At 58.6% G+C, this 18,114-nt stretch carries 14 protein-coding genes and 1 tRNA gene; 7 read left to right on the plus strand and 8 right to left on the minus strand.

Going from position 1 to position 18,114, the window contains the following annotated elements; translation table 11 throughout:
* The first annotated feature begins 12 nt into the window (after positions 1-12).
* Positions 13-2,736, plus strand: coding sequence for an AMP-binding protein (locus ACW4LP_RS05525; RefSeq protein WP_418686152.1), 2,724 nt, complete (start codon positions 13-15; stop codon positions 2,734-2,736).
* 139 nt (positions 2,737-2,875) lie between these two features.
* A complete protein-coding gene (locus tag ACW4LP_RS05530) occupies positions 2,876-4,300 on the plus strand; it encodes an amidophosphoribosyltransferase (RefSeq protein WP_114549365.1) in 1,425 nt (474 codons plus the stop codon).
* Here the strand turns inward: ACW4LP_RS05530 and ACW4LP_RS05535 are convergent, their stop codons facing one another.
* A complete protein-coding gene (locus tag ACW4LP_RS05535; protein WP_114549364.1) occupies positions 4,301-5,317 on the minus strand; it encodes a DMT family transporter in 1,017 nt (338 codons plus the stop codon).
* Between the two features lie 180 nt (positions 5,318-5,497).
* Here ACW4LP_RS05535 and ACW4LP_RS05540 point away from each other — a divergent pair.
* Positions 5,498-5,575 (plus strand) — tRNA-Met (locus tag ACW4LP_RS05540).
* A gap of 166 nt (positions 5,576-5,741) precedes the next feature.
* Here the strand turns inward: ACW4LP_RS05540 and ACW4LP_RS05545 are convergent.
* The 3 genes from ACW4LP_RS05545 to ACW4LP_RS05555 all read right to left on the minus strand — a co-directional run bounded on the left by ACW4LP_RS05545 (position 5,742) and on the right by ACW4LP_RS05555 (position 10,418).
* Positions 5,742-6,248, minus strand: a complete 507-nt coding sequence (locus ACW4LP_RS05545) for a MarR family winged helix-turn-helix transcriptional regulator (RefSeq protein ID WP_114549363.1) — start codon at positions 6,246-6,248, stop codon at positions 5,742-5,744.
* A gap of 148 nt (positions 6,249-6,396) precedes the next feature.
* Complete coding sequence (locus ACW4LP_RS05550; protein WP_181815584.1) at positions 6,397-7,923, minus strand: RyR domain-containing protein; 1,527 nt, start codon at positions 7,921-7,923, stop codon at positions 6,397-6,399.
* A gap of 134 nt (positions 7,924-8,057) precedes the next feature.
* A complete protein-coding gene (locus tag ACW4LP_RS05555; protein ID WP_181815583.1) occupies positions 8,058-10,418 on the minus strand; it encodes a toll/interleukin-1 receptor domain-containing protein in 2,361 nt (786 codons plus the stop codon).
* A 40-nt stretch (positions 10,419-10,458) separates the two neighbouring features.
* Between ACW4LP_RS05555 and ACW4LP_RS05560 the strand changes: the two genes are divergently transcribed.
* Together ACW4LP_RS05560 and ACW4LP_RS05565 are read left to right on the plus strand one after the other, a co-directional pair.
* On the plus strand, positions 10,459-11,064 hold the full coding sequence (locus ACW4LP_RS05560) for a hypothetical protein (RefSeq protein ID WP_181815582.1): 606 nt from the start codon (positions 10,459-10,461) through the stop codon (positions 11,062-11,064).
* Between the two features lie 308 nt (positions 11,065-11,372).
* Positions 11,373-12,737 carry a FibroRumin system radical SAM peptide maturase gene (locus tag ACW4LP_RS05565; RefSeq protein ID WP_455803554.1) on the plus strand — a complete coding sequence of 455 codons (1,365 nt, stop codon included), beginning with the start codon at positions 11,373-11,375 and terminating at the stop codon, positions 12,735-12,737.
* 25 nt (positions 12,738-12,762) lie between these two features.
* On the opposite strand, the gene ACW4LP_RS05570 is transcribed toward ACW4LP_RS05565, so the two are convergent.
* Positions 12,763-13,737: an NERD domain-containing protein gene (locus tag ACW4LP_RS05570; RefSeq protein WP_114549359.1), complete on the minus strand. Its 975-nt coding sequence runs from the start codon at positions 13,735-13,737 to the stop codon at positions 12,763-12,765.
* Between the two features lie 244 nt (positions 13,738-13,981).
* On the minus strand, positions 13,982-14,941 hold the full coding sequence (locus ACW4LP_RS05575) for an ORF6N domain-containing protein (protein ID WP_114549358.1): 960 nt from the start codon (positions 14,939-14,941) through the stop codon (positions 13,982-13,984).
* 196 nt (positions 14,942-15,137) lie between these two features.
* Between ACW4LP_RS05575 and ACW4LP_RS05580 the strand changes: the two genes are divergently transcribed.
* Both ACW4LP_RS05580 and ACW4LP_RS05585 read left to right on the plus strand, forming a co-directional pair.
* On the plus strand, positions 15,138-15,461 hold the full coding sequence (locus ACW4LP_RS05580; protein WP_114549357.1) for a type II toxin-antitoxin system RelB/DinJ family antitoxin: 324 nt from the start codon (positions 15,138-15,140) through the stop codon (positions 15,459-15,461).
* Positions 15,458-15,913 carry a PIN domain-containing protein gene (locus tag ACW4LP_RS05585; RefSeq protein ID WP_114549356.1) on the plus strand — a complete coding sequence of 152 codons (456 nt, stop codon included), beginning with the start codon at positions 15,458-15,460 and terminating at the stop codon, positions 15,911-15,913. The genes ACW4LP_RS05580 and ACW4LP_RS05585 overlap by 4 nt, the downstream gene beginning before the upstream one ends.
* 129 nt (positions 15,914-16,042) lie before the next feature.
* On the opposite strand, the gene ACW4LP_RS05590 is transcribed toward ACW4LP_RS05585, so the two are convergent.
* A complete protein-coding gene (locus ACW4LP_RS05590; RefSeq protein WP_114538964.1) occupies positions 16,043-16,510 on the minus strand; it encodes a hypothetical protein in 468 nt (155 codons plus the stop codon).
* 78 nt (positions 16,511-16,588) lie between these two features.
* Positions 16,589-18,007: an RNA-binding domain-containing protein gene (locus ACW4LP_RS05595; RefSeq protein WP_418380125.1), complete on the minus strand. Its 1,419-nt coding sequence runs from the start codon at positions 18,005-18,007 to the stop codon at positions 16,589-16,591.
* Positions 18,008-18,114: the final 107 nt, after the last annotated feature.

Below are 18,114 nucleotides of genomic sequence, written 5' to 3' on the forward strand. Positions count from 1 at the left end.
CACGAGCCGTTCATGATCGATATTTTCGAAAGCACCGCGCAGCTGCGTCCGGAAGCCGTGTTCTTCACGGCGGTCGATCGGCGCGGTAACGAGACGGCCTACACCTATCGCCAGGCGAGGCTCATCGCCTCTCAGCTTGCGCGACGGCTGCGGGATAAGGGCGTCTTCCCAGGCGATGTGGTGGCGGTGGATTTGCCCAACGGCCCCATGTACGTGTTCCTTGCCTTGGCGGCGGCCTACGGGGGGTTCGCCCTGGTGGCGCTGAATCATCGGCTGACCGATGCCGAGAAGCTCACGCGCGTGCTGGAACTGGAGCGGGCCGGGCTGCGGGTAGCCTACACGGTGGACGCGGCCGGTGAGCCCAAGCTCTTCGAAGCGGTGTGCAACTCGCTTCTGCGCAACGAGCGGGCGGGACGGGTGGACGACTCCCTCGGCGGCTCAGTCGAGGACGCCATCCACTTCGCCGAACGAGCCGCCCATGTCTTCGATTCCAGCCATCGGGCCCTCATTATGTTCACCTCCGGCACGACGGGCAAGCCCAAGGCGGCCGAGCTCACCTGGGGCAACCTCGTGGAGGCGTCGAAGGCGTCGAACCGGGTGCTTTCCGGGCGCGTCCGGGGACGCGGTCTGTGGCAGGCGGTGCTGCCGTTTTTCCATGTGGGCGGCTTCCAAGTGCTCGTGCGCAGCGTCTGCAGCCGCTGGCCCTTGCGCATCTATGAGCGCTTCGACGCAGCGGCGGTGCTGCGCGATGCCGAGGTGATGCACGCCACCCACATCTCGGTGGTGGACAAGATGCTGCAGGATATGCTGAATGCGCGGCCAAACGCGCTTTCCCAGTACGAGTGCGTGCTGCTCGGAGGCGGCCCGCTGAACGCGAAGACTGTGGCCCGGGCCCTAGAGGCCGAGGCGCGCGTGTATGCCAGCTATGGCATGACCGAGACGTCGAGCCAAGTGGCGAACATGCTGATCACACCCCAGTTCACGGGAGGTATGCGGCTTCTGCCGGGTTATTCGGCCCGCATTGTGGAGCCGGATGCGGAGGGTTTCGGGCGCCTCGCCCTGCGCGGCCCAGGGGTGTTCGGCGGCTACGCCAACGCCCGGGCGGCCTTCACCGTGGACGGCTTCTTCCTCACGGGCGATACGGCGGCGCTTCACGACGGCTGTCTTTACGTGCGCGAGCGCACGGGCGACATGTTCATCTCCGGCGGTGAGAACGTGTACCCAGCGGAAATCGTCGACGCTCTCGTGCGCGTTCCCGGCGTGGCCGACGCCTATGTGTTCGGGCTGCCCGACGCGCGCTGGGGACGGCGGCCCGCAGCGGTAGTGGAGCTGACGCCGGATGCGCCGCTCATCAGCACGCGCGCGCTGCGGGAGGCGCTTTCCCAGCGGCTGTCGAAGCTTTACGTTCCCGAGCAAATATCCATTGTGGACGAGTTGCCGCGGTCAGGCATCGGCAAGATCGACCGCGCTGCTTGCGAGGCGCTGTTCAGCGAGAACATCGACATCCGGCGCGTGGTGCTTCACCACGGGCGCCTGCCGTTTTCCAAGCCTTTCAAAACGCCGAAGGAGACGCTGACCTACCGCGATACGGTCATTGTCGAGGTGATCGACCGCAAGGGCCGCGTAGGGCTAGGGGAGTGCACGGCCTTCGACACCGATTGGTATCTGCCCGAGACCCTCGGTGACGATCTGCACGTGCTGCGCGAGACGCTGGCGCCCCGGGTCATCGCCGGCACCTATCTGCATCCGCGCGAAGTGGCGGCCGACCTGTTCTCGCTGGAAGGCGCGGAGGCGTTCCCCATGGCGGTGAGCGCTTTGGAGATGGCTTGCTGGGACTTGTACGGCAAGGTCACGGAAAAGCCCCTCTGGAAGCTGCTTGGCGAGGAGTTCGACCGCATGACCCGCGTCGCGACAGCTTTCGAGGGGGAGGATGTCGCGGTGGGTTCGGCGTGTCCCGGCGACCGGCGCGGGGCGACGCGCAAGGTGTACAGCGGCGCGGTGGTGGGCCTGGGCACGCCCGCCCAAACGGTGGCCGAAGTGCGCGAGTGCGTGAACGCGGGCTACCAGCGCATTAAGTTGAAGGTGGCTCCCGGTCGGGGGCTTCCGGCGGTACGCGCGGTGCGCCGGGCGTTCCCGCATCTGCTTATCACCCTGGACGCGAACCAGAGCTTCGGCCTGCACAACCTGGCCGAGCTGCGCTCCTACGACGAGCTGGATATCGGCTGGATCGAAGAGCCACTGAACCTGGCCGCCGCCGGGGGCGAGCGGGCGCTGCGCGATCCGTTCACGCGGCTCGCGTCGTTCCAGCATACGCTGGCCATGCCCATCTGCGTGGACGAATCCTTCGTGAACGCCGAAGAGGCCGCCGGCTTGTTCGAGCATCCCGAGTTGCGCTGCGCCATGGTGAAGATCGGGAAGTTCGGCGGCATCGAGCGGTCGCTCGCCTTCGTGCACCGAGCGCTGGCCGAAGGCCGCGAGGTGTGCATGAGCGGTATGTACGATACCGGCGTGTCGCGGTTTGCCCACGCGGCCTTCCAAACGCTGCCCGGAGTGGTCATCCCCGGCGATCTGGGCGCCACGGCGCGCTACTTCGACGCCGACCTCACGGTGCCTGCCTATACCGCCCCCGACGGCATCATCACGCTGAACGCCCCGGGCCACGAGACGGGCATCGGCTGCTCGCTGAATGCCGCAGCGGTGGCCGCCGTTCGGCAGCATCGCTATGTCATCGAGTAGGCGCGGACGCACCTGGCTCATCTGGCAGGCCTTGTCCCTAAAATCGTGGATTTTGAGCCAATTAACCGCAAGGCAACAATCGTTCAGGTGCACCATTTATACTTTGACCTATCGTTGAAACACTAAGACGGAGGATTTCATGGGCGGCTTTTTCGGAGCGGTTTCCAAGCGCGACGTGGTGATGGATGTTTTCTTCGGCGTCGATTACCACTCGCATCTCGGCACGCGTCGAGCGGGTATGATCGTGCTTGACCACGAGGATGGCTACCAGCGTCAGATTCACTCTATCGAGAACACGCCGTTCCGCACGAAATTCGAGGACGACATCGTGCGCTTCCACGGCACGAGCGCCATCGGATGCATCTCGGACGCCGACCCGCAGCCGCTGCTCGTACGCTCGCATTTGGGCACCTTCGCTATCACGACCATCGGTGCCATCAACAATGCCGAGGCCTTGGTGGAAGAGTATTTCGAGGATCACGATGCGCAGTTTATGGCGCTCAGCTCTGGCGCGGTGAACTCAACCGAGCTGGTGGCGGCGCTCATCAACCAGAAGGATGACCTGGTCGCCGGCATCCAGTATGCCCAATCGAAGATTGACGGTTCGCTCACGCTGCTCATTATGACCGAGGACGGCGACATCATTGCGGCCCGCGACTTCATGGGTCGCTTGCCGGTGCTCGTGGGCGCCGACGATGACGGCCACTGCGTTGCCTTCGAGAGCTTTGCCTATCACAAGCTGGGCTATCACGACGAGTACGAGCTGGGCCCGGCGGAGATCGTGCGGCTTACGCCCGATGCCATTGAGGTGCTCTCGCCGGCACGCGACGAGATGAAAATGTGCGCGTTCATGTGGGTGTACTACGGCTACCCGAACTCCAACTACGAGGGTATGAACGTGGAAGTGATGCGCTACCGCAACGGTGCCATCATGGCTCGCGACGAGGCAGCGCGTGGCGCGTGCCCCGAGGTGGACTTTGTGGCCGGCGTGCCCGATTCCGGCATTCCCCATGCCATCGGCTACTCGACCGAGAGCAAGATGCCCTTCGGCCGTCCGTTCATTAAGTACACGCCCACCTGGCCGCGCTCGTTCATGCCGGCGAACCAGGATCTGCGCAACAAGATCGCCAACATGAAGCAGGTGCCGGTGCCCGAGCTTATCCGCGACAAGAAGCTCTTGTTCGTGGATGACTCCATTGTGCGCGGCACCCAGCTGCGCGAGACGGTGAACTTCCTGTACGATTCCGGTGCCGCCGAGGTGCACATGCGCAGCGCGTGCCCGCCCATCATGTACAGCTGCAAGTATCTGAGCTTCTCGTCCAGCAAGTCGGACATGGATCTCATTGCGCGGCGCGTAGTGGATCAGCTGGAAGGTGAGGAGGGCGTGGCCCATCTGGACGAGTACGCCGACGCCCGCACCGAGCGCGGCCAGTGCCTGCTGAAGACCATCTGCGAGGATATGGGCTTCGATTCGCTGAGCTACCAGAGCCTCCAGGGCATGATAGAGGCCATCGGCATCGATCCGGAGAAAATCTGCACCTACTGCTGGGACGGCCGCGAGTAACTAGCGCATGAACGCGTCGGCCTCTTCGAGGTCGGTTGCTTGGGTTTCGGCCCGCTTGCAATCGAGGACGGCCGTTTCGGCGGCCGTTTTTGCCTTCTGGGCCGCGATCTTTTCGGCTCGCAGGGGTAAGTACTCGCTGACGACGATGCCGACGAAGATAAGGGCAAATCCCAGGTAGGTGGAAATCGCCGGCGCCTCGCCCAAAAGCAGGATGGAGAACGTCACGCCGAACACCGATTCGGTGGCAAGGAACAGCGCCGCCTGGGCCGGATCAACGCGGGCCACGGCGGCGTTTTGCAATCCTAGGGCCACACAAGAGGCAAACACGGTGATGTAGATGAGGCTCATCCAAGTGTCGGCGCCCAACTGGCTGAAGTTGGGTACGGGCTCGGTGATAAGCCCGGTGATGAGTCCCAGCAGGCCCGCCACGATGAACTGAATGACCGTGAGCAGCATCATAGAGCGTCCCGGCGCGTACTTCGCCGTGTACAGCACGTGGAAGCTCAGCCAGAGAGCCGAGGCCAGCGTGATGAAGTCGCCGAAGCGCAGCGAGAACTCGCCGATGCCGGCGTAGGCCACGCAGCCCACGCCGGTGACGCACAGGATAGCCGCCGCAATGTTGTAGCGGGTCGGTCGCTTCCGAATGATGATCCATCCGAGGAAGGGGATGATCACGCAGTAGAGCGTGGTGAGAAACGAGCTGTTGGAGGCGGTGGTGTCGGTGAGTCCCGTGGAGTTGAACCAGTAGGAGAGGAATAGAAAGACGCCCAGCACCGCGCCGTCGCGCAGATGTCCGCGCTTGTTGCGGGCGAAGGCGCGGGAGATGCGCGGCGCCGTGGCAATGCCGAGGATGATGCCGGCAAAGGTGAAGCGCACGCCCACGATCCAAGCGGGCGGGAATTCGTCGACGGTGGACTTGATGACCACCGTGCCCATGCCCCAAATGGCGGCCGCCAAAAGCAGCGCCGCCTTGTAGGCCCATGAGGGCAGTCCGTTTTGTCTGATCTGGGAAAGCATAGGCGGCATCATAGCACGGGGCACGGTGATCGTCCGTGTGCGATGCGACAAATCGTGCTGGAGGCTATTGGGACGGCAAACATGTGCAGGAATTGTGCCGAATGAGGTGAAGTGTGATCGAAGACTTGCAATTCGCGCTCAGGAGAGTAGTATATCTCTTTGCCCTTTGAGGCAACCCATTGCGGGGTGGAGCAGTCTGGTCAGCTCGTCGGGCTCATAACCCGAAGGTCGGTGGTTCAAATCCGCCCCCCGCGACCAAGAAACACCAGGTCAGTCGCTTGCAAGCGGCTGACCTTTTTCGTTTCTTCCCGCAGGTGTGCGGGAAGTGTGCGAGCCCACCAGTAGCAACTTACAAGAAATCCTTTAGAGATCAATCTGGGTGGAATGCGGCAAGTCTTTCTGACTTGCCGCATTCCACAGTTTCCTAGCGTCGGCAGCAACCGTGGCGGTGATGGTGGCCGGGCTTGCGGTCGCGGCAGCCCTTGACGGCGATGGTGCGATAGTCGACGCCCATGGCCTTGCAGTTCTCAATCACCTTGCCGGTCAGCTTCAGCAGGCACTCGCGCTCCTTGTCGGTGAGGCCCTCCAGCACCTCGTCGGCCGCGCGATCCTCGGCGGCCAGGCGCTTCTCGACGACCATGGTGCCCTTGTCGGTCAGCGCTACGGACAGCTTGCCCTTCTTGCTGGTGGCAAAGCGCACGTAGCCGTTCTCCTGGGCTTTCTCGGCCACGCGAATGACCTCGTGGCCGTCCCAACCGAGACGCTCCTCCAGCTTCTTCAGCGACAGTTTCCCGTCGCCGAACTTGTAGAGCACCTTCACCATGGCGCCCTGTCCGCTTTTGAAGCTGCGCGGGCCGCACTTGTGCATGGCCAGCTTGCTGTAATTGGTCGCCACTTTCAGTTGATGCAGAACCTGAGTCGATTCAGTCATGATGAGCCTTCTTTCGTCGATGGACGCCCGCAGGCGCAGCCGCGACCTCCATCTTAGAAGCCTCAGGCGTCGCCGCGCCAGAAGCAGCCGTCAACCATTACCAACCCGTTGCTGCTTCACCATGGCGCTATTGCGCGAGAAGGTGTCGCTACTTCACCACGGACAGGTTTACGCTGGCCAGAAGGCTGGGAATGCTGCACACGGCCGAGCGGTTCCACTCCTTGGCGCGGTCGGGAAGCTCCTCCCACGGCACCAGGTAGGGGCTGCGCTTGCGCTCCACGTCCTTAGTGGTGCTGTAGCGCCAGCCGGCCTTCTGTCGTTCGCGCAGCCAGCGGCGGTGCTCCAGAATGGCCAGGCATTCCACCTCGCTTGCGGTAAAGGCGGCCACGCAGCGCTCAGGGTAGCAGCTGCCTGCGGGCAGCACCTCGTAGCCGAGTGTCTCCAGCTTGCTGTGAATGCTGCTGATGTAGGCGATGGAGGAGTCGCGCAAATCGGGCGGCAGGCTCGCGAAGGAAGCGTACTCCTGATCGGTCTGCGACGCGATGCGATCGGTGGTGTAGCGCAGAAACGACGTCTGGGCCAGCTCGGTGATGACGTCGGTCTTTCCGGCGTACCCCTGGCTGGCCAGCAAGTCGGGCGAATCGACCAGCAGCGGCCGCGCGCTCGCCGGGCCGTAAAGGGCGCAGACCCAGATGTTCCAGATGAGCTGCTCTTTGCTGATGAGCCATGTGGGCAGGTTGCTGGTGTACCCGTCGGTTTCGAAGCTGGGCTGGCGCTCCCGCTCTTCGCGGATGACGGCGATCAGCTCTGGAACGGAGAACTCGCTCCAAGGGCACGGCTCGCTGGAAAGGTCGCGGTGGTAGGCGTCTAGCGCCTCGTAGCACGACTCGAGGAAGTACTGGCAGACCGCCACTCCGAAGTCGAGCTCGACGAAACGGGCGTGCAGCGCGTCGATGATGGCGCTCATGACGGCGCAGTCGTCCCACCACGCGCCGCTGACCAGCTCGATGCGATTCTGCAGGCACCAGGCGGGCAGAATATCGAACAGGGCGGTGAGGGAGCTTTCTGTCCCCAGGGTCTCGTAGGCGACAGCTTCCGCCTCCATGGTGTCCAGCAGAACGCGAAGCGCCTCGAGGGAGGAGTCGGGCTCACTGCCGGCCGCGGCAATCTGGCCGATGGCGCGCTTGAAGTCGGGCAGGGGGCCTTTTCCCGCGCGATCCCTATTATGGGATCCCCGTCGCCGGTTCAGGGCGAAGGGCGGGCAGAAGCGTTCGAAGGTGGCCACGGCTTCGTCGGGCGACAGCGTGTTCAGCTTGAGGGTGTGCGCCGTCCAAACCGAAAGGGCCTGCAGGCACAGCTGGGCATTTTCTGGCTGGGTACAGGCGTCGAAAACGCGCGATTCATAGGCGGCGCGCCAATAGTTCGCGTTGAAGAGCAGCCGGTCGACCGCTGCCTGGGTTCCTCGGCGAAGGGCGGCGCTGTCGGTTGACTCGCGGGGCGTCTTGCCTCCCGTCGCGCTCGCGTCGTCCTCGTTGAACGTGAACGCAAGGTAGGCGGACAGGGCCACTTTCAGAAGCTCGATGGGCTTGATGTCCTCACGCTTTTGGTGCTCCCGTTCAAGTGCAAGCTTGACGGCGTCAACGGGAAGGGACGCGCGTTGTCTGACTTTCGTCATCGGTTGGCCAATCCCTCCCTTCTTTCCGCGTGTGCCATGGCGCATTCCACATGATAACGTGCCTATCATACCTGCTGTCGCTTTTAGCATTGGGCAATGAAGGGGTTTTCTAGAGCTAAGGAATTGCAAGTCCCTCATGAATATCGCAATGCGCTGCGGGCGTAGGCGAGTAGTTCTTCGAGGGAGAACTCTTCGATATCGTCTTCTCCATAATAGGGATTAAAGAGATAGCAAAGAAGGCGATTTGACCGGTTCGTGGGATGCACGAAAGCAACGGGATTGCCCGTATCGTAAATATCGAAAGAAGCGCTATCGATGTGGTAGGGAATTTGGGTGGCGCTATAGTCTGTGTTTAGGGTAATTTCCATGAGTGGATTTACGATGTCAAGTGTTCCATCGCCCAGGGCAACGGCAAACTCGCATGAATCATCGCTGTCAAAGCATAGCGAGACTTCCACGATAGAAGCATTGAATTCATGCGAAAAGAGGAGTTCTCCCGTCTTTAAGTTGAACACGAGAAGTTTTTTGCCGGCTGTAATTGCAACCATGCTTTCTTTTTTGTGAAGAATGCAGCGTACTTGAGGAATGCCGTTGAATGGGAGGAGCGTTCCAGATTGGGTGCCGACAGTGACGCTGTAGGTGTCATTGAAAGTCCACAAGGGCTCTTCCGAATCTGTGCTTGTATCAAGGGCGCGAACGGTGAAAGGAACTTGGTTGGTATTGATGTCGTCGCCGATACAATCCGCTGCGGTGAAGACAACGATTTCCCTGCCTGCTTGAATGGAATGGATCATCGCGTCTGAGACGTTACGCTGCTCGCAGGTCATTTCTTCTAAATCAAAAATGACCAGTGACGTATCTAAAGCATAATAGGCGGTAGAGGGGTTTTTCTGGGCGGAGAACGCTTCGAAGTTTGTAAACTGGGGGAATTGTTCAACGGGCGTTTCGACCAAGCCCTTTTCGAGAGACCCCTTGGTGCAGTTGACAAATGCAGCTCCTAGAGAGTGCATGCCGTAAGCGAGGATGGCGAAATCGCTTGAATCGTCTAGAGGAGCTGCGGCTAAGGCGTAAGTGCGGCTGCTATTCCATGCTTCTTTGCCTGTTAGGGGGAGGAGGCAAGAAACTCCTCCCCCTTCTGTGCGATTTGCTAGAAGTAGATGCGAAGGGGAGATGGCCTCAATGAACCAATCACTCTGCGGTACGGTGTCTTCATCGACGGCGAATAGCGTGGGGCTTTCGGTTGTGATTGGCTGGCTTGTGTATATGTCATAGATTGAAAGAGCGCCGGTGTCATCCAAAACGGCAAGCCAACCGCCTTCAAAACTGTAAGCGATATCGACAATGCTCCCCTTTGCGTCGATGCAAAAGAGGGAAACCCAGTGCCGATCTGGATCGGGATTGAGGGCGAGTACTTCTTCAAGAGCTGCTTGCGCTTCGGGCACAATGGGACGATTGGGGTTATCTGCAGAGGAGGGAAGGGCCGCAAGGGCGGTTTCAATTGCCTGAAGGTGCTCGCCGCGATCGTACTGGTCGAGCGCCTGGGCAGCGAGGCTTTTAGATTCCGCGATGAGTGCCGCCTCGCTGGTTTGGTGAAATTGGAAGGCGAAGACGCCGACGGCGGCGATGGTGAGGGCTGCTGCCGCGGACGCGAGGGCCATGCGCCTGCACTGACGGGCTCGCTCGCGTTGGCGGAGATCGTCGTAGCTGCAGCCGGCGACGGCGGCGATGATGCGCAGCAGCTCGGCTTTGCGCTTGGTCTTAGCCTCCGGACGTAGATCGGCAGCGAGGGGTTCGGCTGGCATTTCCCGCAAAACGCCGTTGGCGTCGGGCACCATGCGAGTTTTCAGAATGGGCGGAATGCTTTCCTCGGGGCTGCCTGCGGCCAGCACGCAAATGATGCGCTCGCGCCCGTGGATCTGCTCGAACATCTCGATTTCTCGCCGCACCCAAGAGCTTTCTTGCGTCTCCGGCGAGCAGATGACAATAAGCGTTCGCGAAGCCGCCAACGCCTCTCGAATGCTGTCGGGAAGCGAATGCGAAGCCGCAAGCTCGTCCTCGTCCCGAAAGCATTTGCCCAGTTTGGTGGGGCGGCGGACTTTGTGTTCCTGTGCGTTGAATGTGTCTTTGTTATGTGTGGTGGTCCCGATAGACGCGTTTTCGGTATGCAGGATTGCTTCCTTATGCGCGATTTCAGCATACGCGTCTGCTTCTGGAAATGCACATGCGGTGTTCGAAGTTGTTTCCGCAGGCGCATTTGCTCGCGCAACAAGCCGTGGTAGTCGGTACTCCTCAATGGCCCGCTGCACCTCACAAGCCACCTCCGCATCCCTAGGCAAATGCCGATAACTAATAAAGGCCGCGTAGCTGGAGGAGTTGGTATGTGTCGGAGCGTTTTCCATGAGGGGAATTATAAGGGAAAAGGATAGGCAAGCGTCTTCCATCGCTTCTGCTCTCATTGCCCAATGAGACATTTTTAGATGTTTCATGATGTACATGTTTTGACAGCGTTTGAGATGACGAAAGAGGGAATGCGCCGTGGGAAAGCTTAGCCTGCATTCAGTTGATGACCTGCTTGCCGCTAGAATTAGACGACTCAGAATGTCGACCATCACGCGGGATGACTTTCTGTCAACGTGCTCTCTCACGCCTCGAGAGCAAGCGATGCTTATGAAATATCGCGACTTGAACACACGAGCTACGGAGTGCAAGCGGCAGGGTGATTTGGTACGAGCCAATGAGCTTTACTGCGAATCCTTCAAAATTGAGCCCAAATACTCGAGTGAAGTTATTTGGGGATGGGTTAAAGTTCTTCTTTTGGCTAAAGATTGGGAGGGAGCCAAAAAGGTTCTTGAATATCATGAAATGATGATGGTTGCTTGGATGCGCCTGATGCGCGATGAGGGGAACGAGCAGTATTTCCGAGAAATACGAATGTGGGGAAGAGAGCCCCAGTTTGAGTTTGCGTTCAATCCTGGGAAAGCCATCAGAGAGAACTGCGGATGCGACTTAGCAAGCCGTGCGCAGACTGAAGGGAAAATAGCTTCTTATGGAGGAAGCGGCTTCTGGAAGTGTTCTTATAACTTGTCAGAAGCGGAATTCCGAGATTTTCTAACAGTGTTCCCCCGGCCTATTGTTGTATAGGGGGTTTGTGCAAAACGATATAGATGGCTCTAGTTAAGATTTGTTGCTTTAGTTAGATATAGCAATGCCTAATGATTCAAGTACAAGAAAACTACCCGAGGAAAGGGGCAGAAAATGATCATCGTTACGGCTGAAGACTTGCGGGATATGTATGGCGCGATTGGCCAGGATGCCGCAGGTGCTCACCTATGCTCATGCGCATGCAACTGCTCGTGCCATTGCCGCTGCGGTCGTCTCTACCCAGAAGAGCCTGAAGATCAAAACTGGATTGAGTAATTGCTAATTGCAAATGGAAGGTTTTTCTGCGCATGGAGAAGATCTCAAGGTTTACCCACACGTTCGACCTGGGCGGGCATGTTGCGCTGTGGCACTCCCTGAGAATGCAGCCCGTGTTTCTTAACAAAGCAGTTTATGAGCAGTTTCAGCAAGGAGAATACTCGGATGCTCTGAGGGACGAGCTAGTGCGCAAAAAAATACTCACCGCGAAAGAGGGCGAGGACGAAGAGGACTTGGCACGAATCAGGGGGAATGCGCCCGAACCTGATGTTAGGCTTGGGTATTTTATTCTGAGCGAAAATTGCAATCTTGCCTGCAAGTATTGTTTTGTTGGTAGTGATGCTTGCGGAAGCGGCAACTCTTATACGAAAAACATGACGAAAGGTGTTGCTGAAAAGGCCATCGACGTTTTTGCGCGGCAGCTTGAACTTTCCTCCACTAACTATGAAGAAGAGCAATCAGACATTATCTTCTTTGGTGGTGAACCACTGCTTCAGTTTGATGTTCTCGTTCACGTTGTAGAGCGGGTTAGGGAGCTTGTGAGGAAGAGACCGATTCTCGCTCATACGCAGTTTGCCGTTATTACCAACGGGACGCTTCTTGACGAGCGGCGAATTTTGAAGCTTCATGATTTAGGTGTTGCTGTTAGCATTTCCATCGACGGCTTTACCGAAGAAGCTAATGAAATGAGGGTTGATAAGGCGGGACGACCAGCCTATGCCCGTGTCATCGAAGTTTTAGAGATGTACGCCAAGCTGGATGTTCCTGCGCCTTCGCTTTCGGTTACGCTTTCTGAAAAGACGATCGACGACTTGCCTCATATGATCGAGCTGGTGCGGAAATATCGGGTGAGGGGCTTCGGCTACAACGTTTTACTTTCCAAAGGCGATGAAGAAAAGTCCGATTCTTATTATCGGAAAGCTTCGCAGTTCATAATCGATTCGTTCGTGGCTTTGCGAGGTGATGGGGTTTATGAAGACAGAATCATGCGTAAGCTCAATGCTTTCGCATCGGCCCGGATTCACTTTTCAGATTGTGGGGCGACCTCTGGAGGCCAGATTCTTTTTGCGCCAGATGGAAGAATTGGCATTTGCCAGGGATTGATGGCAGAAGGCGAGAACTACGTGGCCGATATCTGGGATGAAGCTTTTGATGCCAACAGGCATCCCTTCTGGAGAAAGTGGGCATCGCTGGTGCCGCTCAACGAAGAGAGCTGTCTGGATTGCGTAGCGCTCGGAATATGCGGAGGAGGCTGTCCGGTGAACGCAAGGGCCGCTAATCCTGGCAAGGGGCTTCATTGCATAGATCGCCGATCTTGCATTCACGCTAAGAAAACGCTGGAGTTTCTCATTAACGACCTCTACGAGATCGCTATTCGAAAAGAATCTGTCAGATAGTTGGCTTTTATGGCAGTGCCGATGCTCACCTTTCAAGATTCACAATACCCCTGCACTTGGGGTAGTTGCTGCAGCCGTAGAAGGGCTTGCCGGCGCGCGCTCCTTTCCGGGCGGTGCGTTTCACCATGGGAGCGCCGCACTTCGGGCAGAGGATGGAGACTTCGTTGGCGGCTGATTGTTCGGAGACGCTTGTGACCAAGGGTTCCGAATCGGAGTTGTTCGAGGCTGAGGGTTCTGGGCGCGAGGGCTTCTGCTCGGTCTTCGGCTTTTCCCGATATTTAGCGAGGTAATCAATCTCCCTTGGCTTGTGCTGGGCCAGGAACCATTCAGCGCAATCTTGGGTAACGGAGCGGAACGTCTTGTCGCGGCCCGGTCCTTTCTCGTTGTTGATTCGCTTGATCGTTTCGATGAGCTGGTCGGCACGAATGACCTGGGCCTTGACGTCGCGTTTGGCGTACCGATCGTTGAGGATGGTTTTGGGGTTGGCGAGCACGACCAAGCTACGATAAGCATCGTCGGTGGAGCTACCGGCGACAAGATTCGCCACGGTGCTCCGGCCGGCTTTGCGCAGGGCCTTGATGAGCTCAAGGTGCCGGTGGTTCTGGGTGACGGGAGAGTAGATACCCTCCTTCTTTCCGCCTTCGAAGGTGCGGATGAAGTCTCCTCGGCTGTTGATCTCGATATTGCCGACGAGGTTCTTGCACTCGATGACGAAATTGCGCTGTGGCGTTATGACGAGGAAGTCGATCTGAGCGGTGAGGCCTTCGTGCTCCAGGAAAAGATCCTGCAAGATGAACATATCCATGTGGGAATTCTTGAGTTCGTACAGGATGTGCCGTTCACCGTCGATGCCGGCGCGCACGAGGCGCAGGTCTTTCTCCAGTCGCGCCTCGGCCCGAGGACTGAGCGTTCCTTTGGCGTCTTCCATTTGGCGTAGCTGCTCTTCGGCTGCGCTTCCTTCTTTGAGAACGACGGGTTTCGGGCTTCCGAAGAGTGCCATAGGGGTGTCCTTTGGATCGGTCTTCTATCAGAGACAAAACGAAAGCCCCCGGAAGGGGTGATTCCTCACCGTTCGGGGGCTTCGTAGCTAAAGATAGTACTGCTGGCGTTTGGTGTCAATTGCTTCTAGCGGCTGCATTTGCGAAGGTGCAGGTCTTCCGGTACTTTCGGTGCTCTTCCGCGGGATGAGCTCAAGGTTCCAATACTGTCGAATTTCAAGTTTGTAGAAGGATAGCCAGAACCCTTCAACTCTTTAGCTTCGCGAGGATACCTTCCGTGATGGAAACGTCCTCGATGCGCGAGATCGCGAAGCATTTCTTGCCTGCGTCCTTGAGCGACGCGCCCACGAAATAACCCTGCGTGTCGTCAAGGACGAGAAGACGGTCGTGAAAGGCTGTCGTGTGCCTCAAGGTGAGTTGCGGGTACTGAGCATTGAACGCGTCAATGTCGTATTGTGTGAGTTTGGTCTTCGGGTGCGTCCATACGGTAGCCACGACTCCTTCGGCCTTCTTGGCCAACACGTTGAGTGTGGCCGCGTCTACGTATCCGTCAACGAGGACGATGCTGCGCTGCGCTCGACGCACGAGCGAGGTCAGCAGCTCGAATGCATCGTAGATCTGGCCCTCAAAAAAGACCCTCTGCTTTGGAGCTTCGTGAGCCTCCATGTGCTCGAATACGCGCTCGAAGCGCTCATCGGTGATGTGCTGGTATTCCATCAGCTTCAGCTCAACGCTTCGCACCTGCTCGAACATGGCAGCATTACTCGCGATGAAGTGACGCATCTCGACGAAGCTGTCCATGATGCGGACACTCACCTCTACTGCGGTCTTGCTTCTAAGTGCTGCCGAGAGCATGGCGACGCCTTGCTCAGTGAACACTCGATGTGGCTTTCTTCGGCCGCCCCATTCCTCATCACTTGAAATCACAGATTGTGATTTCAAGATTTTGTCTTCTTCCTTGGTTAACTGGAAGCAAAAGCGCTCGGGAAAACGATCCGGGTTTCTCGCGACGGCCTGATTGAGTGTTCTCGTCTCAACTCCATAGAGTGCTGCCAGGTCGCTGTCGAGCATCACCTGTTTGCCGCGCACCGTGTGTATGAGGTCGCGTATCTCAACCGTGTTGGCGATGGCGATCGCCGTTGTTGTGTCCTGAACCCTATTCTGGATTGTTGTTCTGGCGATATCGGTTCTCTTGTCTTCGGCCATTCCGCCCGTCCTTTCGTCCAAATTGGGCTAAGACCGGAGGGCCAACTCCTCCTCAGGTTTGACTGTCCGCGAAGCTTGCTACCGTCGCGACGATATCTAGCGAGGTTTGCAAAGTTGCCATGACGATTCCCAAGTTAATCTCTGTTTATCATGCTATATTGTACAACGTACAACATTGAAAAGCTAGGAGCGAGTTATGGGTAATGCGGAGGTTATGGTTACGGCTCGGATGGGGGTTGGGAAGAAGGAGGAGGGCAATCGGGTTTTGGCCTCTTTGGGGACCAATGCGTCGAAGGCGGTTAACCAGCTTTACGATTACGTGATCGAGAGGGGAGTGCTTCCCTTCGACGATCGAGTGGAAGAGAGGCGGCCGCACAGTCGGGCCGAGGTTGAAGCTGCGGTGGGCTTGGTGGACAGCTTGGTGGCTCCGGTGGCCGAGCCCTATCGGAGCATGTCGACGAAAGACGCGCGGTTGGCTCGGCTGGGCATTGCTGGCGCTGCGGGGGAGGGTCGCCGATGAAGCTGCTGCTCGACACCAACATCTTGCTGGACTGCATGATGGACCGGCAGCCCTTCGCCGCCGATGCCCGCAAGCTGCTCATCTTGGGCGCGCTCGGCGAGGTCGATCTGTGGATGAGCCCGTCGCAGTTCACCGATGCGTTCTACTTGCTGACGGAGGGAGGCAAGCCGCGCCTTGCGGAGTCGGTGAAGCTTCGCTTGCTGAAAGTGAAGCGGCTGGCGCGTATCTGCACGCTGGGGGAGTACGACATCGAGAACGCGCTGGAATCGTCGTGGCCCGACTTCGAGGACGCCTGCCTCTACCAGTGCGCCAAGAAGCTGCATGCCGAGGCCATCATCACGCGCAATCAAGCCGATTTCGATCGCTCGACCATCCCCGTCTACGACTGCGCCGAGTTCTTCGCCCATCTCAAGAACGTCCACGGCCTCGTGTACGAGGAGATTGACTGGTAGGATGCTGTGGCTTGCAGTTCAAACACTCCGTTGCACTTTTTGGCATCTTCACATCGCCGATTTCTACACTTCTTCGATTCTTCGCCCTGCATTTTTGTAAAGATCCGAAGGCCTTGGACAGCAGCGCTCCTATAACGCGCCTGCGCGGTAGGCCGTGATGGCGGCGAGGGTGATGTCGGCGAAGTGCTGGATGGCGCCGACCTGAACCCAGCGGCCGTCCTCGCGGTAGCGCAGGGAGAGGTTGGCATCGCGGCCGCGGCGCAAGTGTCCGATGGAGAGCGTCACGTTGCCGGGGATCTCCCGCGTGTCGATGTGGGTTTCAATGCTCGGACCGCCCAAAGCCCAGGCAGCGAGGCCGGCGTCGGCAAGGCTTCCGGTCTCTTGGTAGACGGCAAGCGCCGCCCACAGCCCGAAGCCGTCGTCTTCCTCAGTTTGATAGACGTGTTTCTCGGTGCGCCCCGGCAGGCCGGCGCACACGATATGGGACTGCTTCGTGAAGTGGTAGCGCTGGCCGTTGGCGATAATGCCCCAGGTGAAAACCTCCCACCGGCCCGTGCCGTCCTTCGCTTCAAAGCTCGCGAGTGCGTGGTCTGTCATGGTGGCTCTCCTGGTTTCTCGTGCTTGCGTAGTTAAATCGGCTGTTGCGGTCGTGACGTTTCGGCTTCCCGAATCGTTTTATCTGCGATTCGGGCGATAAATGCGACTCGGGCCGTTGCCCTGCGGAGTGAGCCGATCCCGTTCGACAAGCTCGCTTAGGGTGCGCTGGGCTGTACGGCGGGAAATTCCCGCATCAACCAGGTCAGCAGTTCGTACCCCACCATTGCTCTCGGCCAGCTTTAAGGCGAGAGAGGCAACCTCGTCAATGCCGTCCTTTTGGGCGCTCTGTTTGTCGGGCGAATTGCTCACCGCCTGGATTGCGGGAATGGTTGGTACGAATGCTCTGAAAATCAGACCCTCTTCCAACTCGGGGTCGCGGCCCGTGTAGAGACGAGAATTCTTGAACAGCTCGCGCGTGCCGCTGCCGAGTTCTTCGGCCAGACCGATGTGCACGAAGAACGAAGCGATGAGAGGGTTCTTCGGGAGGGGGCTGAAGGTGTCAGGCTCCAAGGGCCCTTCGAAAGAAGCCCGGCTGGCGTTCTCGGTTCGAATGCCCTCGTTGTCGATGATGACTTTTGCCGGGAAGGGGCTGGTGAACTCGCGATGAATGAGACAGTTGACGACCAGCTCGCGCACGATGGTATCGCGGGGGCTGAGGGCGAAGTCGCCTTCCATAAGAAAGCGGTCTGGAAGATGTTTCCTGCAGAACCCGGCGATCTGGGCATAGGCGTCTATGAGGTTGGTGGTAGCCACGAGCCGATCGTCGTGGCGGTCCGTGTCGTGCTGGCGCACAAGTGCATCGGTTTTGTAAGCAGGGCACAGCGATCGAATAACCTCGTCCTTGCCGAGAAGAACGACGGCCGCCAAGTTATAGCCCTGCTTTCCCGTTGAGTAGTCTTTGCCGAAGAGCCCGGCCGATTCAACGAGCTGCGCGTTCGTCATGGCTCCCCACGGATGGTCTTTTCTCTTCGCGAGAGCGAGTCGCCGGGCCTCGTCAATGAGATCTTCTCGCAGGTCGCTCAGGGATACATGCTCGAAAATGCGTTGTTCGGTATAGATTCCCTGCTTGCGAATGCAGAGCCCGGCGAGAGGAGCGCTTCCACGCACAACGACATCGGCATCCCCGCGCCGTTCGTATACTTTGCCCTTGTAGCTGTGCATCTGCGGGCTGTTGGGAACGTCGATCTTGATGATTTGGCGGTCACCGATCTCGATATGCTCGAATTCCATGGAGACGGGCACGTCGAAGGCGTTGGAGTTGTTGACGACATTGAGGACGTTTCTTGTGACGGGAAGCACCTGGGCTGGATCGATGCCCGTGAGAGAGCCGTCGTCCTCTACGCCGAGCAGGATAGTGCCGCCGAACGTGTTGGCGAACGCGCAGATGGTTTCGAAGAGATCCTTTTCAGGTTGGTTGCCGCAACGCTTGAATTCGATGCGGTCGTTCTCGCCCTCTTCGATAATGTCTCGCAGTTGATGCGCGTTCACGGTGACCACCCTTTCGGAATCGTGCCATGGCGCGATTATGGCGCGATTATGGCGCGATTGGCGCGATTATGGCGCGATTGGCGCGATTATGGCGCGATTGGCGCGATTATGGCGCG

It is taken from the genome of Adlercreutzia sp. CNCM I-6215 (assembly GCF_977072315.1).

Bases quoted from the DNA above. Each gene is read 5' to 3' on its own strand.
- ACW4LP_RS05545 (WP_114549363.1), bottom strand. From the start codon at position 6,248: ATGACTGAATCGACTCAGGTTCTGCATCAACTGAAAGTGGCGACCAAT.
- ACW4LP_RS05590 (WP_114538964.1), bottom strand. From the start codon at position 16,510: ATGACAGACCACGCACTCGCGAGCTTTGAAGCGAAGGACGGCACGGGC.
- ACW4LP_RS05565 (WP_455803554.1), top strand. From the start codon at position 11,373: ATGGAGAAGATCTCAAGGTTTACCCACACGTTCGACCTGGGCGGGCAT.
- ACW4LP_RS05555 (WP_181815583.1), bottom strand. From the start codon at position 10,418: ATGTACATCATGAAACATCTAAAAATGTCTCATTGGGCAATGAGAGCA.
- ACW4LP_RS05570 (WP_114549359.1), bottom strand. From the start codon at position 13,737: ATGGCACTCTTCGGAAGCCCGAAACCCGTCGTTCTCAAAGAAGGAAGC.
- ACW4LP_RS05535 (WP_114549364.1), bottom strand. From the start codon at position 5,317: ATGCTTTCCCAGATCAGACAAAACGGACTGCCCTCATGGGCCTACAAG.
- ACW4LP_RS05530 (WP_114549365.1), top strand. From the start codon at position 2,876: ATGGGCGGCTTTTTCGGAGCGGTTTCCAAGCGCGACGTGGTGATGGAT.
- ACW4LP_RS05550 (WP_181815584.1), bottom strand. From the start codon at position 7,923: ATGACGAAAGTCAGACAACGCGCGTCCCTTCCCGTTGACGCCGTCAAG.
- ACW4LP_RS05580 (WP_114549357.1), top strand. From the start codon at position 15,138: ATGGGTAATGCGGAGGTTATGGTTACGGCTCGGATGGGGGTTGGGAAG.
- ACW4LP_RS05575 (WP_114549358.1), bottom strand. From the start codon at position 14,941: ATGGCCGAAGACAAGAGAACCGATATCGCCAGAACAACAATCCAGAAT.
- ACW4LP_RS05525 (WP_418686152.1), top strand. From the start codon at position 13: ATGATCGATATTTTCGAAAGCACCGCGCAGCTGCGTCCGGAAGCCGTG.
- ACW4LP_RS05585 (WP_114549356.1), top strand. From the start codon at position 15,458: ATGAAGCTGCTGCTCGACACCAACATCTTGCTGGACTGCATGATGGAC.